Genomic DNA, 19585 nt, shown 5'->3' with positions numbered 1-19585 from the left:
TACCGCTCTAAGAAATGGCTCCAAAATCTATACTGCCGATTATAAGAACGATTATGTTTATCATGCCCAGTTAGAGCCGTTGAACTCTGTCATTCAAGTATCTGAAGATTTACAAAGTGCAGATGTTTGGGTGGGAAGTCAGCAAGGTTTTGACACCAAACTCGGTGTGCCAGGTGTTTTAGGGATTCCTCCTGAAAATGTGAATGTACACTTACAATATTTGGGCGGAGGATTTGGAAGAAGAAGTATGGATGATTTTGTGGTAGAATGCGCCGTTTTGGCAAAGGAAATGGCACCTGCTCCCGTAAAGCTGATTTGGACTCGTGAGGATGATTTACGATATGGAACATTTCGCCCAATCTCTTTCCAGCGACTTACTGCTTCAATAGATAACAATGGGAAAATAAATGGATTTTCACATCTAGTTATCGGTGATGGAGGCGGCTTAGTTGCTAGTGGAGTAAATAACGATCATTACGCAATTCCTAACCAACTTGCCGAATGGAAGGAAACATCCCATGGAGTTAGATTAAAACATTGGCGTTCGGTAGGACATGGCCCAAATAAGTTTGCTATAGAAAGCATATTGGATGAAGTTGCCCATGATCAGGGAATCGACCCATTAGATCTAAGAAGGAATTTAATGGCTAATTCTCCAAGAGCTCTCGCCACCTTAGAAAAAGCAGCACAAATGTCCAATTGGGGTGAAAATTTACCTGAAGAAAGAGCAAAAGGGATGTCATTCGTGGAGCATGGATCATTAGGAACTGGTGTTTGTGAGATTTCTGTGGATCGTAACACCGGAAAAATTAAAGTACATCGTTTTTGGATTGCATTAGACGCAGGTGTAATTGTGCAGCCTGACAATGTAAAAGCTCAGATGGAAGGTGGAATTATGATGGGTATCAGTAGTGCCCTACAAGAAAGAATAACGGTAATCAATGGTGAAGTACAGCAATCAAATTTCAATGACTATTCACTATTGAGGATGGAGGATGTTCCAGATAGTATTGAAACGACTTTGATCTCCTCTTCTGAAGCACCACAAGGTGTTGGTGAGACTGCCACTCCTATGGTAGCGGGAGCTATTGCAAATGCATTTCTGAAATTGACCGGAAAACATTTAAGACATATTCCTTTTACACCTAATCGGGTTTTGGAAGCATTGAAGAGTTAGAAAATATTTAATGAATCAGGGAATCCTATGGTATGAAAAATCTCTTCAAACCTTTATAGTGATTCCCCTTTTAATACCTCAAAATACCAGTTGAAATTATTGTTTAAGATTTTTTCCTTTTCTGATCGAATAAATTCAAGATAGGCCTGACCTACCGGAGAAAGCTTTTTCCCTTTCAGCCAGATCAAACGCCATTCTGTTTTTATTGGTAAATCTTGGGATTCAAGTATAAATAATTCTTTGTTGATCAATTCATTATGGATTCCTATCAAGGGCATTATTGAATATCCCAGGCCAGCTATAACAGCTTGTTTTACCGCCTCATTTGAAGTAAGCTCCATCCTCTTTCTTTGTTTTCCTTGGTGCTCCTCAAAATATTTCTCCATAGCCAGCCGTGTTGCAGATCCCTCCTCTCTATAAATCAATGGTTTTTTCTCATTGCGGGTTGCCTGATTTCCTACCAAATACAATTTGTTTTCAATCAATAACTCTTCTTCGATTGCTAGTTTTTCAGGGACCACTGACACCAAGGCAAAATCGATCTCGTTGTTTTTAAGGCTCTCAACCACTTTGCTTTTATTCGTTACATCTAATACCAAATCAATTCCAGTATTCTTTTCTAAAAAGCCTGATAAAAAATAAGGTATTACATATTTGCCTGTTGAGGCCGCAGAAATGCTAAGTTTCCCTGTCAGAATCCCCTGAAATGCTTGCGTTTTATAATTGATATTTTCCAATTCCTGAATCACTCGCTCAGCAATTATTGCAATTTCTTTTCCGAAGTCAGTTATGTATAACTGACGGCCTATTACCTCAGTAAGTGGTATATCAAACTGATCTTGCAGGTTTTTTAATTGAATTGATACTGCTGGTTGGGTCATAAAAAGCTCTTCCGATGCCTTGGTGATACTTTTTGTTTGAACCACTTTCAGAAAGATTTGCAATTGATGTATGGTGTAATTCATAATATTTGTTTATGTATTCCATAATAAATATAAATAAAAATTTATGAATAAGTTTTACAAACTTTGCAATACAAACTTAAAAACGATGATAAATACAACTGAAATTACCGAAAAAGCTGTGAAAGAAATTATCCAGCAAGAACTCATTAAAGGTGATTTTTCACCAGAGAATGCATCAGAAATCATTAACCATCTCTTTGCTAAAAAGATCAATTATCATGAAAGAAAGAATTTCAGCCATGAAATAAGATTTGGTGAGGTAGATCAAAACTCTAAAGAAAGAATAATGGAGTTAAAGGAATGCAAAGCTTTACTTAACGACTTTCTAGTGCAAGCCAAAGAGCAAGGAAAAAACTTGAGAATCTATTCCAGCATTTCAGTCGAAATCATATAATTAGGAAGACCCAGCTATGAATCAAAACGTACTCTCATTACTTGCAATACTATCTCCAGCAGTTTTTGTGCTAACGGCAATTGTATCTTGGTTTCAAACTGGTTTGCGTCCCAATCTTATAAAAAAGATGGCGACAATATCTACCATTTTGAGTATTATGATTGCCGCAATAAGCGGTTTTTTTGTGATCAATTTTGGTCTACTGGAAACCTCTCTTTTAGGAACAGAGCAGTTAGGATTAAGCATAAGATTAGACGCATTAAGTATTTTGATGCTAACAATGATAGCCTTGCTTGGCTTTATTGTGGTACGTTTCAGTCTTAATTATTTGGATGGTGATACAAGACAAGGGGTCTTTATCGGAAGACTTGCGGCTACCATTGCTTCAGTACAACTCTTAGTACTATCAGGAACCCTAACCTTATTATTTATCTCCTGGGTTCTTACCAGTATGTCTCTACATAGATTACTGATATTTTATAGAGAAAGACCTGGAGCAATCATTGCAGCTCGAAAAAAATTCATAGTTGCCCGAATAGGTGATGCTTGCTTATTAGCTGCCTTTGTGATCCTATATTCTCAATTTGAAACTGGAAATCTGGAAATTATCTTTCAGGAGATTAAATCGAACCTTGTATCAGGAATATCCATGTATGGAATGGAGGCAGCAGCAATACTGCTCGTTTTTGCGGCCCTTTTGAAATCCGCTCAATTCCCGACCCATGGTTGGTTGATCGAGGTCATGGAAACTCCAACACCGGTTTCTGCTCTTTTACACGCGGGATTACTTAACGCTGGCCCATTCCTTATCGTGAGAATGGCATTCGTTATGGAATCAAGCACCTACGCTCCCTTAATTCTTATTTCTATTGGAGGATTTACTGCTCTATTTGCTTCCATAGTATTCCTAACTCAGACATCCATAAAAACTGCTTTAGGTTATTCAAGTGTAGCGCATATGGGATTCAGTCTTCTTACATGCGGTTTGGGATTATATCCAGCAGCAATGCTTCATCTTGTAGCTCATTCATTTTACAAGGCACATTCCTTCTTATCCTCAGGAAGTGTTATTGAAGTGATTAGAGCTTCAAAAGTTACTGCTGCCTCAAAACGTATTGGAAGCCCTTTTAGAATTGGACTCGGTATATTCTTAGCACTTGGGCTCTATGTTACATTTGCTTTCTTATGGGGAATTGATCCTAAAAATGAACTGTCTCTTTTAGCTATTGGAGCTATTATTGTCCTAGGCCTTTCAAGACTGTTTACTTCAGCAATTGATTCAAACGGTAGCCTGAAACTAATATTAAGGGCAAGTATTCTGGCAGTAATTGTTACAATCTCCTTTTTCACTTTAGAATCAGGGTCTCATTATCTCCTTTCTTCGCAATTACCTGAATTGGTCAGCCCAAGCTTGATAGAGATCATACTTATAGCTACCGTACTTATCATCTTTGGAGCAGCAGTTTTCATTCAAATTTTAGCCCCTACTCTTTCCAACAATTCATTTTATCAAGCAATGGCTATACATTTTAGAAATGGATTATATGTGAATACAGTTTTCGACAGGACGGTTCGCGCACTTTATGAACATCATCCACAAAACAAATCGATTTTGATTACTGAGGTCAAAAATTCAAAGTCGATTGAAGTTGAAAGGTTTGAGGGTCAACATGTCTTACAAAACAATTGAGTACTACAAACAAACTAACCCCAATTAAAGAAAGTCAAATGATTAAGAATACAGAATCAAAACAAAACTTCTTTGAAAATTTGGAAAGCAGCAATCAAGAGGTGCTCGTTGATACTTTGAGAGAAGCATGTAAGAAAATTGCTCCAGTTTGGCCATTAGAAAACTTCGTGGCTGTCAATCCTTACTTGGGCTTTACAGATAAAAAATTTGAAACTGTAGCTCAAGAACTTGCTGCAGCAGGGGGTATTCAAATGACTTTACCAACCTCATTTTATTTACAAAAGCTAAAAGAGGGTAAAATAAAAGATCGGGATATTACCCATATACTGAATAAAAGAAAATATGATACTGATGTTGTTCAATTCATCAAGAGCCTAGAAGAAGACATTGAAACGATCGAAACGACAAAAACCATCGCTTCAGTTATAGATGTGGCAACTCAGGTTACCGAAAAAGACTGGAATAGATTTGTTGTTGCAAGGATTTCGCAGTGGGCCGCTTCTTATTTTGATAATGGGCAGGCTGTTTGGTCAGCGGCAAATCAAACCGAGGATCTTTTCTTAGCTTGGAAAGCTGAAGCACAAATAGATAGAACTCCAGAATTAACAGGTTTAAAAGGGTTTAGAAAATCAGTAAAAGCACTACCTAACAATCCACTGCAAGCAGCTCAAATTTCTTTGGAAAAATTGGGAATCAAGACAAAACAGCAAGCCTCTTTATACCTGCACCGGGTCGTTCTTCGATTGGGAGGTTGGTCCGCATATGCAGCTCGATTGGATTGGGATAATGAATTGTACGGTGGGAAAGATGGAAAGCTAATGGAATTTTTAGCGGTATTAATTTGCTGGGAGGCATGTCTTCTAGAAAGTTTGAACCTCACTGAGGTAAACCAAAAATGGAAAGAAGCAAGAGAAATTCTTTCTCAGGTTAATGTGCAGCAAGAGTTAAATCAAAAATTAGTTCAAAATCTAATCCTACAGGAAGCATTTGATTTAGCCACTCAAAGAGAAATTCTAAATAAGTTTGAAAAAGCAAAACCGATCGGGAATAAAAATACTGAGCAGACAAAAGCCCAAGCAGTATTCTGTATCGATGTACGCTCCGAAGTTTTCCGAAGAAATCTTGAATTGGTTGATAGTGCTGTAGAAACATTAGGATTTGCCGGATTCTTCGCTTTCCCGATAAAATATGTACCTATTGCGCATGATGAGGGTGAGGCACAATGCCCTGTTCTCCTAAAAACAGGCCCCACTATACTGGAAGAGATTTCAGATAAAAAAGAACATGAAAAAGCATTTAATGGTAGAATTTTAAACCATCAATTGCATCAGGTTTGGAAATCATTTAAATCCGGAGCCGTTTCATGCTTCAGTTTCGTAAGTCCCGTAGGCCTTTCTTATTTGCCTAAGATCTTTACCGACTCATTTGGATTGACTAGGCCAGTTCCACACCCTGATAAAGATGGCTTATCAGATAATGTTTATAAAAAGAAAAAGGTTAACCTTTCGGAAGGAACCTTTGGAAATGAAACAACTGGGATTCCACTGGAGCAGCAAATCCAAATGGCCAAAAATGCACTAAAGGCCATGTCATTAGCAGATGACTTTGCCAGATTTGTTTTGATTGTAGGCCATGGATCTACCACCGTCAACAATCCTCATGCAACAGGATATGATTGCGGAGCTTGCGGCGGACACTCAGGAGAGGCTAACGCAAGAGTAGTAGCAGCAGTATTAAATAATCGAGAAGTAAGAGCAGGTCTTCTCAAGGAAAATATCTTCATCCCTATTAATACAATTTTCCTTGCTTGCCTTCATGATACTACCACCGATGAGGTAAGTATTTACAATGAATATGATGTTCCGAAGGAAAGAAAGGAAGAACTTGAATCACTCAAAAAAACTTTAGAATTGGCTGGACAAGCAGCAAGAACTGAACGGTCATTACGCATGTCTTCAGAAAGTGGGACTAGTGTAGATAAGATGATGATTGGAAGAAGCAAAGATTGGTCACAAACCCGCCCAGAATGGGGACTCGCAGGATGCGCTGCTTTTGTAGTAGCTCCTCGAGAAAGAACTAAAGGAATTAATCTGGAAGGAAAATCTTTTCTTCATTCTTATGATTGGAAAAAGGATCAGGGATTTTCAGTCTTGGAACTGATCATGACGGCCCCAATGGTCGTAACCAGCTGGATCAATTTACAGTATTACGGTTCTACAGTAGATAACAAGAATTTCGGATCAGGAAATAAAACTCTTCATAATGTAACGGCAGGTCTAGGTGTTTTGGAAGGATATTCTGGAGACCTTAGAGTAGGCTTACCGGAACAGGCAATCCATGATGGAGAAAAATATCAACACGAACCCCAAAAGCTAAATGTCATTATAGAGGCACCAATTGAGGCAATGAACCTCATACTTGAAAAGCATCAATCTGTTAGAAATCTTTGTGATAATGGTTGGATCTATCTTTTAGCTATGGATGAAAATGGGAAAGTATCCCACCGTTATGTTGGTGATTTAGCATGGGAAAGTACAACTCAACATGCCGCATGATTGAGATTTATTAAGCAAAAGACTAATATTAGAATCCCAGATAAGGGACCTGATTGATTCAGACTCCCAACACTATGAAAGACTCCTTTATTGGAGTCTTTTTTAATTATACTAATAACCTTTAATGTTATTATTTTGTCTGGTTTTGATTTTAGCAATACAATGCTTTGGTATTCAAAGAGTTTTTAGCGTTTTTCATAGGACAATCAACCTCCAGCCTTATGAAATTTTTAACAACTCTTTGCTTTTTTGTGCTTCTTGCTTATGGTAGTTACGCACAGATTAAACTCAACCCGGCTCCTGATCGAAGAGCAGATGAAGGAGAAGGTCCTTTTGATCGTTTGATTATTCGTGGAGCCATTGTCATCGATGGTTCGGGAGCTCCTCCTGCAGGCCCTGCTGATATTGTAATAGAAGGAAACAGGATTGTAGAAATCCGTCAAGTGGGTGTACCAAATGTCCCAATTGATGACGATACTCGGCCCCAAGGTGCCACCAAAGAAATAGATGCTCATGGATCCTATGTTTTACCGGGATTTATCAACCTTCATGCACATGTAGGAGGAGCAGAAAAATCTCCTAACGCAGAGTACCCTTATAAACTTTGGATGGCAAATGGGATTACAACAATTCGAGGAGTACCAGCTGAAAATGTAGCTTGGACCCAAAGCGAGAAAAAAAGAAGTGCTGCCAATGAAATTGTAGCTCCTAGGATTATTGCTTTTCAGACTTTAGGTCAAGGCGAAAACTGGAAAGGCGGTCCTGTATACACTGCAGAAAAAGCCAGAGAATGGGTTACTTGGGCAGCTAGTCAAGGAGTAGACGGAATTAAATTTTTCAATCATGATCCTGATGTAATGAAAGCAGCCATTGATGCTGCTCATGAAAATGGAATGGGAACTGTTGCCCACATTGCTCAACCCATGGTCGCCCAAACAAATGCACTGGATGCGGCAAGAATGGGTTTGGACGTCTTAACCCACTATTATGGTTTATTTGAAGCACTTTATAAAAATGAAGATATCCAGCATTGGCCAGCCAATTTCAATTATAATGATGAACAGCACCGTTTTAGTCAGGTAGCATACCAATGGGATAAAATACATCCTAGAGGAAGCAAACAATGGCAGGATTTAATTGATGAGTTTTTGGAACATGATTTTATCATAGATCCTACCATGACGGCTTATTTGGCAGGAAGAGACCTTATGAGGGAAAGAAATGCAGAATGGCATCAGGAATATACCTTACCATCTCTTTGGGATTTTTATACTCCAAACCGAGAAAACCATGGTTCCTATTTTTACAATTGGACTTCTTGGGATGAAACTGCATGGAGAAACTTTTATAAGGTATGGATGTCTTTCTTAAATGACTACAAAAATGCCGGAGGAAGGGTAACAGTTAGCGATGATGCATCTTTCATCTATAATCTATGGGGTTTCGGTTACATTGAAGAAATGGAATTACTTCAAGAAGCAGGATTCCATCCCCTAGAAGTGATCCGAGGAGCAACTTTACATGCGGCTCAGGCAATATTTGAACCAAAAGGAAAGCCAATTGAATTTGGAGTTATCAGACCTGGATTATTGGCGGATTTAGTCATAGTAGATGAAAATCCAATTGAAAACCTAAAAGTATTGTATGGTACTGGATTCCTAAAACTAAATGATGAAACAGGAGAAATGGAACGAGTGGGAGGCATCAAATACACAATCAAAGATGGAATAATCTACGATGCAGTACAACTAAGGGAAGATATTAAAGAAATGGTTAGAAATCAGGAAAAATAATAGGTTCCAATATTTGAATAATGAATTCCCCGAAAATGTATTTTGGGGAATTTAATTTTTATATGTTAACCCAAGAATTCTTAAGAAATAACAACAAGACTTTAATTCATCTTCCAAACAAATGTTTTTTGAATTTGGATCTCTTCAAATAATCTGTAAAACCGCTCAAAAACGATTCATTGCTAGGCTTTTTGATATAAGTTCAACAGTTTCCCTAGCATATTTCTTATCTCAGTAAAATACTGTAACTTTTATAAAAAGAAATATAGGATGCCCAAAATTGTAACCAAAGTAGAATATGAAATTGTACGTTTACTCATGGTTATCAATATTTGGTGGCTAGGTATAAAACTCTATAAAAATCCACTAACCGCTTTCAAAGTTGTAAAACAACTCATTGCAGATTTTCAAGAAATGATAGGAAATAAAAAGCTGGTACGGGCTTTTAAGATTGATGGAAAATATGCTTGGGATATGTTTAATCCCGCCTGGCCTTCCCCTGGATTCAATACCTTTTTCCGATCCCATTTACAAGAAATTAAACCCACCAGCCCAGATCAATTAGGCTTGAGAAGGCTATTGATTGCTATCACCAAACGATGCCCTTTAAGCTGCGAGCATTGCAGCGAAGGTGCAACACTATACAATAGGGATGTATTGTCCTGTGATGAGTTCATCCATCGCATTGATAAGTATGTACAGCAAGGCGTTGGCCAATTGATTTATTCTGGAGGAGAACCCTTAAGTAGATTTGAGGATTTGCTCACATTTCTTGATCGTTTCAATACCAAATGTGACCAATGGATTTATACATCTGGATTTGGACTGACTTTAGAAAAAGCTCGTGAACTCAAAAAAGCAGGACTGAATGGAGCAGCCATTAGTTTGGACAATCATATAGAGCAAAATCACAATACATTTAGAGGCAGCAGCAAGTCATTTTACTGGGTTCATGAAGCGGTAAAAAACCTGCAAGAAATTGGAGTTTTAGTGGCATTAAATGTTTGCCCAACAAAATCATATATCGAATCCGGAGGAGTAGAAGAATTGATCGAGTTGGCAAAAAAATGGAACGTTCCAATTGTAAATCTGTTAGAGCCACGTGCTGTTGGGAACTATCAAGATAAAGAGGTGGAATTGGAAATTCATCACAAAGAGCGACTTAAAAAATTGAGCAATCAATTCAATTTTAGCCAAGATTTTCTAGTTTATCCCACTGTCCTTTACCCAGCTGGGTACCGCTCAGCAAAGCCCTGCGGTGGAGGAATTAGTTATTTGTTTTTGGATTATGATGGTACATTATATCCATGTCCATTTTGCAAAGTAAAAATGCCAAAAGTCCCAAAAAAGACAGCATTGTGTGAAGCTTAATTTGCCCAAAAAATGGCATGATAAAAGTTGACAGAACCAATAAATCATTAGCACTTCAAGTTTTGATTTCTAGCTTCAGAGATAACCCAGGAGTACTTTGGGTGATCAAAAAAGACAATAAAATAGAAGAGCGAATTGCAGTTCTTTGTAATTATTGCCTTACGGTAGCAATGGAGAAAGAAGGTGCTTTCATCACCAGCGATGGCAAAGGAGTAGCTCTTATTTTTAAAAGTTGGAAAAAACAGCAGTTAACAAATTGGCTATTAGGTTATGCTAAACTTTGGAGCAAATGTATTGGCTGGAACAGACCTTTGACCATCATTAACAGAGAGGCAGAAATAACCAAAAGAAGGCCAAAAAAGAAGCATCTTTATTTTTGGATGCTCGCAGTACGAGACCGAAGCGAAGGCCTGAATCCAATCAAAGAAATCAGGGATTTTGTCTATGAATATTCCAGAAAAGAACAGCTTCCCATCTTTGCTGAAACTGCGGCAAAAAATATGTTACCACTTTACAAACGCTATGGATTCTCAGTGTATGATCAATGGGAGCATGAAGGATTGAATGTTTGGTTTATCGAGCGCCCTTTTGATCCAATTTGCACTTAAGACCCTTTATTTTTTTCGATTAGCTGCTTTAATGACTTCTGATAAAAAGGAGAAAATGTCCCGAAAAGCTTGTCCCAAATACTGAGATAGATGCCAAAATTGTAACGGACAAATTGATGATGTTGCTGATGATGAAGGGCGGTATTAAAAACTTCAAAACCCTTCCACTTCTCTGCACGCAATTCATAGCCACAGTGACCATATACTGAAAGTAGAGACATAAATACAGTAAAGATGATCACAGCCAATTCTGGAATAGGAAGAAAAAATGCCAAGATTGGAACTATCCCAATTTGGATCACTCCCTCTATCGGGTGAAAAGAAAATGCTGTCCAAGGATTTGGATTTGTAGAGGTATGATGAATGAGATGAACCTTTTTGAAAAGAAAGGGAATGTGTAACAACCTATGAGTAAGGTAAAAGTAGATGTCGTGAATTCCCAAACATACAAATACAGAAACAATCAAAAACCACCGGTTCTGTTCGCCTGCAGCCCGAATTGATTCCATTTTCAAGAAACCTCCTATTTGAGAATAATCCATCCCTAGCCCGATCAGGGCAAACACACCGAAATTCAAAAAAGTGAAAGCATATTCTTTAAATGAAGGTAAGTTCTCTTTCTCATCAATTTTAAGTTTTGGCCTTTTCCTTTTCAACAGCTTGTTTAAGATGACAAAAAAAAGCACAGAAATGAATGCTGAACCAGGTAATAACCATCCCCAGATCATGCTACTTCTGATAAATGCATTTGGATCCCATTTTTCTTTAAAAGCTTGTAATGAGACAAATATGCGTTGAAAAAACTTGCCTCATGATTGTAGGTCAAACCAAAGCGCTTTGCACTTGCTTTTATGATCGGGGTGATTTTTACATAATGCACATGACATATATTGGGGAATAAGTGATGTGCCAAATGATGGTTAAACCCTCCAAATAGGAAATTGAGAAACCAATTTGATGTAGCGAAATCTCTGATGGTGTGTAATTGATGGTGCGACCAAGAAGTCGCCATCTGGCCTGATTCATCAGGGATTGGGAAGGCAGAATCCTCGGCAACATGGGACGGAATAAGCGCTAAAGTAATAGTAATACTTGCCGCAAAATTCATCAGCAGAAATCCCAATAATAATTGCCAGCCATTTAAACTTGAGAAAAGTAGCGGAAAAATCAGGATATAAGAAACGTAGATAATCTTATAGAAAATAAGTTTAAAGTATTCCAGTTTTTTATGCCTCTTTAACTTAAGTGAACCGATTTCTTTCTTTTGAAAATCCTGAAAATCTCGAAAGAAAAGCCAGTTTATGGTATAGAGTAGATACAAAAAAGGTGCATAAATAAATTGATATCGATGATAACCTCTTTTCTCATCATTCGGAAAAATGCGAACCATCGGGTTTTGTTTAAGATCTGCATCCGCATTTAAAATATTTGGGAAAATATGGTGAGAGAATACGTGGCGCTTTTTCCAGATATAGGAGTTGGCCCCCAAAAAATCAAACAGAAGTAAAAAACTGTTATTCATCCACTGTTTCTTGGCAATAGAACCGTGTGCTGCATCATGAGCCACATTAATCCCAATAAAAATAGCAATTGGACCCATCAATACCATTGCGGTTAGCGCTACAATAGACTGATTAGCATAGAGCAAAATAATATATAGCGAGATATAAATACCTATTAATAGTAAAGCCTTAGTATAAAAAAACTTCGTAGCATATCCACCGGAACTTGATTTTTTTAAATAGGTAGCAACATCCCTTTTTACCTCCTCATAAAACCCATCAGTTTCTTGTAAAAAGTGAATCTGTTGGCTCATTATCTGCTGACTAAATTGTTGTAAAACACATTTTGATACAACTCCTGAGAATAGCGCGAAAGTTCTCCTGGATTTTTGAAGTTTTTAAGTTTAGATCGATTTACCTTCCCTACATATTCTTGCTTCGAAACGTAGTAGCCTTTCGCCCGGAGGAAAACAGTTCTTTCTGTTTCGGATGAAACAGGTAGTCCTTCAAAGGTAAATTCAGTCGAAGAATTCATCCCGAGATGTTTCATATACTGTTGGTCATCAGCAGATAAAACTTCTAAATAATCCTCTCCATTATTGCCAACAGCTGTCTTAGGTTTTAAGACGCTAATATGAATTTCATTTTGAGTGGAGTAATCAACTCCTGCATAGTCCAATTCCCAAAAACGAAAGCCTGACCTGAGCCTAAACTCAACATTTTGATCGGGGTTTTGAGTTTCAAATGGAACAATCACGGAATTAAAAGTTATATCACCAAGAAGCTCGATTTCCTCAATTTGCCGCCAACCTTCGCTGGTCTTCATTTCCACCAATAACTTTATGCCTTGCTCACGCATCCACTGCTCTCGCTCTTCTTTGGATTTGTCTTTATTCATTTCAACCCACTTGGTATATTTACTCCCAAATAGCGAACTGAACTCATTATAAACATACCCTGACCATTGGGTATTCTTCAAGTTCAAAATCAATTTACCTGTTTTCTTTTGAAGTGGATTCTGGAATTCAAGAGAAATCAAACTTAATCCATCTTCTAAATCGGTATCAAAATGAAAAGAATCTTCATCCTTGGTCGATAAACTTGCTAGGGAGAAATTGCTATTGTTTTCGCTTTTTGATATTGAGGCAATGGGCTTTTGAATTGTATAGAAATTCCCATCCATATCAGCCTCCACAGTTACATTTTTGTCATGGCTAACCACCACAAGCTCAACTAAGTTTGTGAATTGATCTTCATTCTCTTCATTTGCAATACTTAATGAGAAAGAACTTTTGTCTTTAAAATGATCAGGAATCTTTTTCACATCACTTCGTTCTAATTGTGCAGCTTTTGCTCCAGTATAAAGTGAATTCACTTTTTTCGCTTCATCCCCATCATTAATAAATACATGAGGGCAACTACAAGCGATTGCTAATGTTACCCCTAATATAACGACTGGTGCACCGACAATAATGGCAATAATAGCACCATCAGGCATTGCGCTTTTTGATAGTGCGACATTAAGTATTTGTCCAGTATTAAATGAAATTTCATTACTCGATAAATCAAAACCATCTATCAGCATGAAATGAATTTGCATTACTGCATCCTTATCGGTTTGACCGACTTTTCTCGGTTGCTTTTTGTTCCTCGATATATCTGGGATTTTATTATAATACTCTAATGGAAGACCAACAAATGGTCTAAGTTTACCAGATACAATTTTTTCTTGTTCATTTAATGAAACATCGTATAATTCCATCATTTGGTTTCCACTGTGCACTACTAAATAGTTCGATTCGTCAAGTTTATTCCAGTCTTCTGAAAGTGAAGGCGTTTTATCCTTTACTTCATTAGCCTTATACCGATAACTTGCACAGGAAGTAGTATAAATAAAGAGGCACGCTAGTGCTAAATTTCCTAAAAATTTTAAGGCCTTTGTCATAGATAGCTTTAGTTAAATTGGGTGTAGACAAAAAAGTACCTAACAATTAATTGTAAAGAAAGATAATCAATATAACTCGGATTCAAACATTATTACTTGTTGTTAAAAAAGTCATGTTTAATGAGACTAAGAGCTTAATTTCAGCACATTATGAGTAATGTCTGAAAGAATAAATAAAAGATAATTATATTTCTATATATAAATAGAATCTCAGCCAAAGTTGTATGATTATCTACTTATAGTTATTTTAAAAGGAGTGTGATTTAATAAATGATGGTCTTAAGAACTACTATTTAAATGGAAAAGTACAAAGACTTATATAAGTGGATGATTATCCCAATGGTTTTAATGCAGCTGGGAATTTTTTCTGACTATTGGGGTGATTTTACATCAAATGCATGGTCTGTTCACGTTCACTATTGGACCGGAACTTTTTGGTATTTATATCTTATCATTCAACCTTATTTTGCTACTCATAACAAATTGGAATTGCACCGAACCAATGGAATAATCGGAATGTTTTTAGCAGGTGGTGTTTGTATCACTGCTTTTAGCATGATGCACAGGGATATCGCTGTGACAGAGCTTTCATTAGCGGAACCTGATACATTTGGACCATTCGAACCCTGGTTTTTCTTTGGGGTTGCTTTAGTGGAAATTCCATTGATTATAGCCTTTGGCTTTGCAGTAATCAAAGGAATTCTAAATAGAAAAAGTTTAGAGGATCACGCCTGGTGGTTAATTTCAACAGTTTTTATAATTATGATGCCTGCTCTTGGCCGAGGAATTCAAAACATTTATATAGGAATCAATATTGAAAAATGGCCTGATATTGCTCTTATGCCTCCACTTTACCTAAGCCAGTTGATAATCATTGGGCTCACTTTACTTACAGCTTGGAAATACAAGAAACTCAAGCATTCTGCCACATACCTTGCTATCGCAGTTAATGTTTACGCAATATTTCTCGAACCTTTAGGTAGATCAGAGGCTTTGCAGACACTTTTAAAAACAATAATTAAAGGATAATCTCAATTCTTATATTTTTAAATATTGCTGGAATTCTCCCTGAAATTTGAATTGATGATTCGGAAGCAACAATGATGGTGAATTGCTAACCTTGCAAAATTACAAGAAAACCAAGTTCCCACTATTAGGTTAAAAAAGTCGAAAGTAATTTCAATTAATTTCCATAAGAGAAGGAAAAATTATTTTAATCGAATAATTTTGGCTGAAGTTCGAAAAAAACCAATTTTTAATTTTATGAGCCCAAAGGCTATCTTTCAATCTACCAGTGTAATTGAAAGGCATGACACAATGGATGATTTATGACTATTAGTTCTTTATTTATAGCATTGTGCGGAATTGGTTGGATTATAGCCTATATAGATGCTTTGCGAATTGGGTTTCGAGATAAGACTTATGCCATTCCCTTTTTAACTCTGGCTATGAATTTTACCTGGGAAATTCTTTACACCATTCAAGGTTTTCATGTATTCGGATATCATGTTTCCACTTATGTGAACTTTTTATGGGTATTGATTGATATCGGGATTCTCTATACTTATTTCAAATACGGAAGAAAGGAAGTAAAAACGAGTGATCCCGTCTTTTATTCCCAAGCGATCATTTTTATCGTCTTATCCTATTTCATTCATTACTTTGTCTTCAATTGGCTTGGAATCGTGGAAGGTGCACTTTACACAGGATTTACGATCAATTTTATCATGTCCTTTCTTTTTGTAAGATTATTTTACCGAAGAGGTGGTGCAACTGGACAATCCCTACTCATTGCTATCTCTAAATGCTTTGGTACTTTTTCCTCCACTGTGCTTATTGGAATGATCGGATCAAAAACGGCTGGCGGAGTAAACAATTATATCCTATACATGGGGTTGATCATTTTATTGGTAGATCTCTTTTATATCTATTTGCTTTTGAAGGATAAAAAATCAAGGCATCAAAAAGTAAGCATGGCCGAATAAAGTCTATTACTTAAAAGAGAAAAATATTTAGCTAGAATTTAAGAAAGGATTTCCAAATTTTCATTCCCTTCTCCTTTGAGAAAAAGTAAAAATTAACGCTATAATTTAGGAGATGCTAAGGTTTAGGCCAATTCAATAGGGTTCTCTCGGATCAATTTTATTGTATATGATTATCCGCAATGATGCCAGTCACCTTAAATTCTTTGCTTATCTGGTCGGAAGACCGATGACCGAAGACCGAAGCAGCCTAAAATTTACAGTTGAGCTTATTTTGTATTGCATTAGTCTCCTTACTGGTAGAATTGCGGATATACACATATTGTATTTTGGCAAAATACTTTCCAAAGATTCGATAGAATTTTAAAACCTTATAGATCTATCTAAAAAGAAGAACTAACAAAATGATAAAAAAAGTATTCCAAAAAATAAGACGCTTCATAGGCAATTCGGATTTAAGCCAAAAATTATTAGAAAGTGAAGTATCCTTATTGGCAATGGGAACCTTGTTGTCCAACCAGCAATATTCCCTGAATTCCACTAATCTTAATGACTATGAATTTAAAATATTCAGCCAGTTTGGAGATGACGGAATCATCCAATACCTGATCAAGAATATTGAAATCAAAAATGAAATTTTTATAGAATTCGGTGTGGGTGATTATTTGGAATCAAACACAAGATTCTTAATGATGAATAACAATTGGTCTGGATTTGTCATGGATGGCTCTGAATTGGCAATGAACCAGCTACAAAATCAGAAGTGGTATTGGAAATATTCTTTAACTAATAAGGCTGTTTTTATCGATAAGGATAATATAAATGGATTATTGAAAAGCACTGGATTTTCAGAAATTGGCCTATTACATATTGATCTGGACGGAAATGATTACCATATATTTAAGGAAATTGATCTATCGACATTAAATCCATCTATTCTAATTCTGGAGTATAATAGCATTTTTGGGAATAAAAGATTGATTACAATCCCTTACGATCCAGGCTTTATTAGAACAAAAGCACATTTTAGTAATTTGTTTTTTGGAGCTTCTCTTCCCGCTTTAAACCATGAAGCTAATGAAAAAGGATACTCTTTAATTGGTTGTAATAAAGCTGGGAATAATGCTTATTTCCTCAGAAAAGATTTATTGAATGATAAAGTGAAAGAAAAGTCAATTGATTCAGCATTTAAGGTTAATAAATTTAGAGAAGGCCGAAAAAAAGATTATTCTCTTTCTTATATCTCTGGTACTGAAAGACTTGAAATCATTAAAGGACTCGAAGTATTAAATATTGAAACAAATCAAATCGAAAAATTATAGATTGAAAACTTTAAACTTGAATATAAAAATTGTTTAGTTTTATTCAACAAGATTAAATAGATTTTTTCTATTTCCTATAATAATTAACCTATAAATACATACAACATCAGTTAAAAATCAACTTAAATAGCTCTTTAAGGCTTTCATCATCTAAATTATTTGAGAGCAGTTTTTTTGTTTCTTCCGAAGGCATATCTAAGGTTTCTAATATGGAAATGAAAACGCTTTGGTGATTCTTTATTTTGAATTTTTTCTGATTCTTATCAACTCTTGATTCAAATTTATCATCAAATGAAGCCTGCCGCTTTACTGTACCAGAACCTAAATTATTGATTGCATCTATAACGGTACTTTTTCTTTCCTTTAATGGAAGTTTGGAAAGCTCTATAGTATCAATTGGCTTCCCAATATAATAATCTTGCTTCCCCATCTTATAAGGGAATTCGATACGGTGATCCCCTTTTTCAGGAAGTCCTCCAAAAAAACGAACCGGCACAATTGGTATTTTACTTAAAATTGCAAAGTCTAAGACTGCCGCGCTAATATTTTTAACGACCTCATCAGCCTGAATCTGCCTTGTACCATCCACGTGAACCAGAAGTGAAAATCCATTTTCACTATTTTTATGTGCTAAAGAAGCAAACATAGCTAATAAATCCTCTGGTTTCTCTCTATCATAAGGCAATAGTGATAAGGGAAAATTGTCTTGATATTTCTCTTCACACATTCTCACTACTTGGCCCATCCAAGTCTCTTTATGCTCCACTTTTGCAATTGCTTTTGCTCCAATTTTATTAAAAGCAAGTGCTAGCGATAAAAATAGTATTGACTCAATTCCTGTCTGATGATTAGCAAGATATAAAACAGGCTTTTTTTCCAAATTTTTAAAAGATTTATAATCTTCAAAGACAATGGCTCTTACAAATTGATTTATCAAACCGTTTCTTAAATCTCCAAATAAATCAGGCTTTATACCTGTCAATTTAAGCCATGAATCTTGCACCAATGCCTCATCTATTCCAACTATCTCAACAATCTTTTGATCTTTAGAGACAAATTGCAACTTATTAAGTGGCAGATTTTTACAAACCAAATTTCCTTCTATTTCTACAACTTCTACTTCAGTACCCAATTCTTCACAAAAAACTAGTTTTTCAGTATCAGGAGCTGGGTTTGAATTTTCAACCATTCTCATTCCAATTCTTGGAGCATAATATATTTTCAACCCATCAACCCATAATCTGGCCTCTCCATAAACGGTAACACTACCATTAGTCTCTTCAACTTCCGAAACCTCAAAATCTACAGAAATCAACTCTTTATCAGGCGTAACTTGCCCTCTATAATGCCATTCTGTTTCATCTAAAATAGCAACAGGTTCAAATATTGGATTCGATATTTTATGCTGGTACCCATTTTCCAGCATATAAAATTGCATCAATTGTAGCATCGCTTCAATACCCAATGATCCAGGCTGTACAGGATCTTGAAAAAAGTGAGCTTTAAAAAACCATTCACTCTTATCAACATCCTTTTCAGATTTTATATACCCTTTGCCAAATTTTCCTCCATTAGGATAATAAGAGGTAACCCTATCTATCATCAATAACTTAGAAGATGGTAAACAAGCAGAACTACCAGTAAAATACTCTTTTGGAAATGAGGTCAAATTTATAGCTCGATTATCCTCTAGAGCTATATTGATCTTTTCTTCCGGAGTTATGGTCAAACCTTTCTGAGATTTCATTGATCCAGAATCAAAAAACCCAAAAACGGTATTCATTGTAAATACATTCTCCTCATCAATTGTAGAAACGACATCAAATTTCACGATTATTATTTCACCCATTATGGATACACTGGTAAGTATTGTTTTGGTGACAATCGTTTTATCGGCAGGGGTAATTGATCGATGCTGTGTTGCCGTACCATCAAGGTTTCTAAATACAAGGTCCTTCCCTTTTATCTCATTTTGACAGACAAAATTAGTTAACCAACCACAAGGCTGTAAGGCTACCTCCATTAATACGCAATAAGGCATATTTTGCCTTACGTTTTCTTTAAAATACCAAGCATCTACAGGAATATCGTATTCAGCAATCACGAATGGATTGTTTTTATATTGGCCTGGCATTGCATGGAATTCCGCAATACGCGTCACAAAGTGATAAGGAGGTCCAGGAAGTCTTGGGCTTCTAATTAGCCCAGTATAGTGACTAAAACTTGGACCAAAAGCATCAGAAGGTTTTCCCAGAGCACAATTTATTAAGGATTCGTATCC

15 protein-coding genes are annotated in these 19585 nt (G+C 36.3%); 10 read left to right on the top strand and 5 right to left on the bottom strand.

All coding sequences use genetic code 11. From position 1 onward, the window contains the following. Window positions 1-1177 (top strand): molybdopterin cofactor-binding domain-containing protein (locus Q0L68_RS05870; protein WP_296700731.1); only part of this gene is annotated, 1177 nt, incomplete at its 5' end. 53 nt (window positions 1178-1230) lie between these two features. Here the strand turns inward: Q0L68_RS05870 and Q0L68_RS05865 are convergent. Then, a complete protein-coding gene (locus Q0L68_RS05865; protein WP_296700728.1) occupies window positions 1231-2142 on the bottom strand; it encodes a LysR family transcriptional regulator in 912 nt (303 codons plus the stop codon). Window positions 2143-2227: 85 nt separating this feature from the next. Here Q0L68_RS05865 and Q0L68_RS05860 point away from each other — a divergent pair, with 85 nt between their 5' ends. From Q0L68_RS05860 to Q0L68_RS05835, 6 genes are all read left to right on the top strand, one after another. Continuing rightward, entirely contained in the window at window positions 2228-2536 is a 309-nt protein-coding gene (locus Q0L68_RS05860) for a hypothetical protein (RefSeq protein ID WP_296700725.1), read from the top strand. Between the two features lie 16 nt (window positions 2537-2552). Beyond that, entirely contained in the window at window positions 2553-4226 is a 1674-nt protein-coding gene (locus Q0L68_RS05855) for a proton-conducting transporter membrane subunit (RefSeq protein WP_296700722.1), read from the top strand. A gap of 38 nt (window positions 4227-4264) precedes the next feature. Then, complete coding sequence (locus Q0L68_RS05850) at window positions 4265-6781, top strand: YbcC family protein (protein WP_296700719.1); 2517 nt, start codon at window positions 4265-4267, stop codon at window positions 6779-6781. A 221-nt stretch (window positions 6782-7002) separates the two neighbouring features. Then, window positions 7003-8574: an amidohydrolase gene (locus Q0L68_RS05845; RefSeq protein ID WP_296700715.1), complete on the top strand. Its 1572-nt coding sequence runs from the start codon at window positions 7003-7005 to the stop codon at window positions 8572-8574. A gap of 270 nt (window positions 8575-8844) precedes the next feature. After that, complete coding sequence (locus Q0L68_RS05840; protein WP_296700713.1) at window positions 8845-9945, top strand: radical SAM protein; 1101 nt, start codon at window positions 8845-8847, stop codon at window positions 9943-9945. Window positions 9946-9962: 17 nt separating this feature from the next. Next, on the top strand, window positions 9963-10553 hold the full coding sequence (locus Q0L68_RS05835; protein WP_296700708.1) for a hypothetical protein: 591 nt from the start codon (window positions 9963-9965) through the stop codon (window positions 10551-10553). Here the strand turns inward: Q0L68_RS05835 and Q0L68_RS05830 are convergent. From Q0L68_RS05830 to Q0L68_RS05820, 3 genes are all read right to left on the bottom strand, one after another. Next, entirely contained in the window at window positions 10550-11209 is a 660-nt protein-coding gene (locus Q0L68_RS05830; protein ID WP_296700705.1) for a sterol desaturase family protein, read from the bottom strand. The two genes, Q0L68_RS05835 and Q0L68_RS05830, sit on opposite strands and share 4 nt — an antisense overlap. 68 nt (window positions 11210-11277) lie before the next feature. Then, window positions 11278-12369: an acyl-CoA desaturase gene (locus Q0L68_RS05825; RefSeq protein ID WP_296700702.1), complete on the bottom strand. Its 1092-nt coding sequence runs from the start codon at window positions 12367-12369 to the stop codon at window positions 11278-11280. Continuing rightward, a complete protein-coding gene (locus Q0L68_RS05820) occupies window positions 12369-14000 on the bottom strand; it encodes a hypothetical protein (protein ID WP_296700700.1) in 1632 nt (543 codons plus the stop codon). Before Q0L68_RS05820 ends, Q0L68_RS05825 begins: the two co-directional genes overlap by 1 nt. Window positions 14001-14297: 297 nt before the next feature. Here Q0L68_RS05820 and Q0L68_RS05815 point away from each other — a divergent pair, with 297 nt between their 5' ends. From Q0L68_RS05815 to Q0L68_RS05805, 3 genes are all read left to right on the top strand, one after another. Beyond that, window positions 14298-15029 (top strand): hypothetical protein, encoded by a 732-nt coding sequence (locus Q0L68_RS05815; protein ID WP_296700697.1) that lies wholly within the window; start codon window positions 14298-14300, stop codon window positions 15027-15029. Between the two features lie 299 nt (window positions 15030-15328). After that, window positions 15329-15985, top strand: a complete 657-nt coding sequence (locus Q0L68_RS05810) for a hypothetical protein (protein WP_296700695.1) — start codon at window positions 15329-15331, stop codon at window positions 15983-15985. A gap of 401 nt (window positions 15986-16386) precedes the next feature. After that, the gene (locus tag Q0L68_RS05805) at window positions 16387-17304 is read left to right on the top strand and encodes a hypothetical protein (protein WP_296700692.1); all 918 of its coding nucleotides are present in this window, start codon (window positions 16387-16389) and stop codon (window positions 17302-17304) included. A 106-nt stretch (window positions 17305-17410) separates the two neighbouring features. Here Q0L68_RS05805 and Q0L68_RS05800 read toward each other — a convergent pair. Further along, on the bottom strand, window positions 17411-19585 hold a 2175-nt coding region (locus Q0L68_RS05800; protein ID WP_366938359.1), incomplete at its 5' end, for a hypothetical protein.

The sequence above is a fragment of the Algoriphagus sp. genome (assembly GCF_024642405.1).
Lineage (GTDB): Bacteria > Bacteroidota > Bacteroidia > Cytophagales > Cyclobacteriaceae > Algoriphagus.
The sequence above is the reverse complement of the archived record's forward strand: the minus strand, read 5'-3'. Positions and strand labels throughout refer to the sequence as shown.

Coding starts and splice junctions, on each gene's coding strand:
- Q0L68_RS05865 (WP_296700728.1), bottom strand. CDS start 2,142: ATGAATTACACCATACATCAATTGCAAATCTTTCTGAAAGTGGTTCAA.
- Q0L68_RS05860 (WP_296700725.1), top strand. CDS start 2,228: ATGATAAATACAACTGAAATTACCGAAAAAGCTGTGAAAGAAATTATC.
- Q0L68_RS05855 (WP_296700722.1), top strand. CDS start 2,553: ATGAATCAAAACGTACTCTCATTACTTGCAATACTATCTCCAGCAGTT.
- Q0L68_RS05850 (WP_296700719.1), top strand. CDS start 4,265: ATGATTAAGAATACAGAATCAAAACAAAACTTCTTTGAAAATTTGGAA.
- Q0L68_RS05845 (WP_296700715.1), top strand. CDS start 7,003: ATGAAATTTTTAACAACTCTTTGCTTTTTTGTGCTTCTTGCTTATGGT.
- Q0L68_RS05840 (WP_296700713.1), top strand. CDS start 8,845: ATGCCCAAAATTGTAACCAAAGTAGAATATGAAATTGTACGTTTACTC.
- Q0L68_RS05835 (WP_296700708.1), top strand. CDS start 9,963: ATGATAAAAGTTGACAGAACCAATAAATCATTAGCACTTCAAGTTTTG.
- Q0L68_RS05825 (WP_296700702.1), bottom strand. CDS start 12,369: ATGAGCCAACAGATTCACTTTTTACAAGAAACTGATGGGTTTTATGAG.
- Q0L68_RS05820 (WP_296700700.1), bottom strand. CDS start 14,000: ATGACAAAGGCCTTAAAATTTTTAGGAAATTTAGCACTAGCGTGCCTC.
- Q0L68_RS05815 (WP_296700697.1), top strand. CDS start 14,298: ATGGAAAAGTACAAAGACTTATATAAGTGGATGATTATCCCAATGGTT.
- Q0L68_RS05810 (WP_296700695.1), top strand. CDS start 15,329: ATGACTATTAGTTCTTTATTTATAGCATTGTGCGGAATTGGTTGGATT.
- Q0L68_RS05805 (WP_296700692.1), top strand. CDS start 16,387: ATGATAAAAAAAGTATTCCAAAAAATAAGACGCTTCATAGGCAATTCG.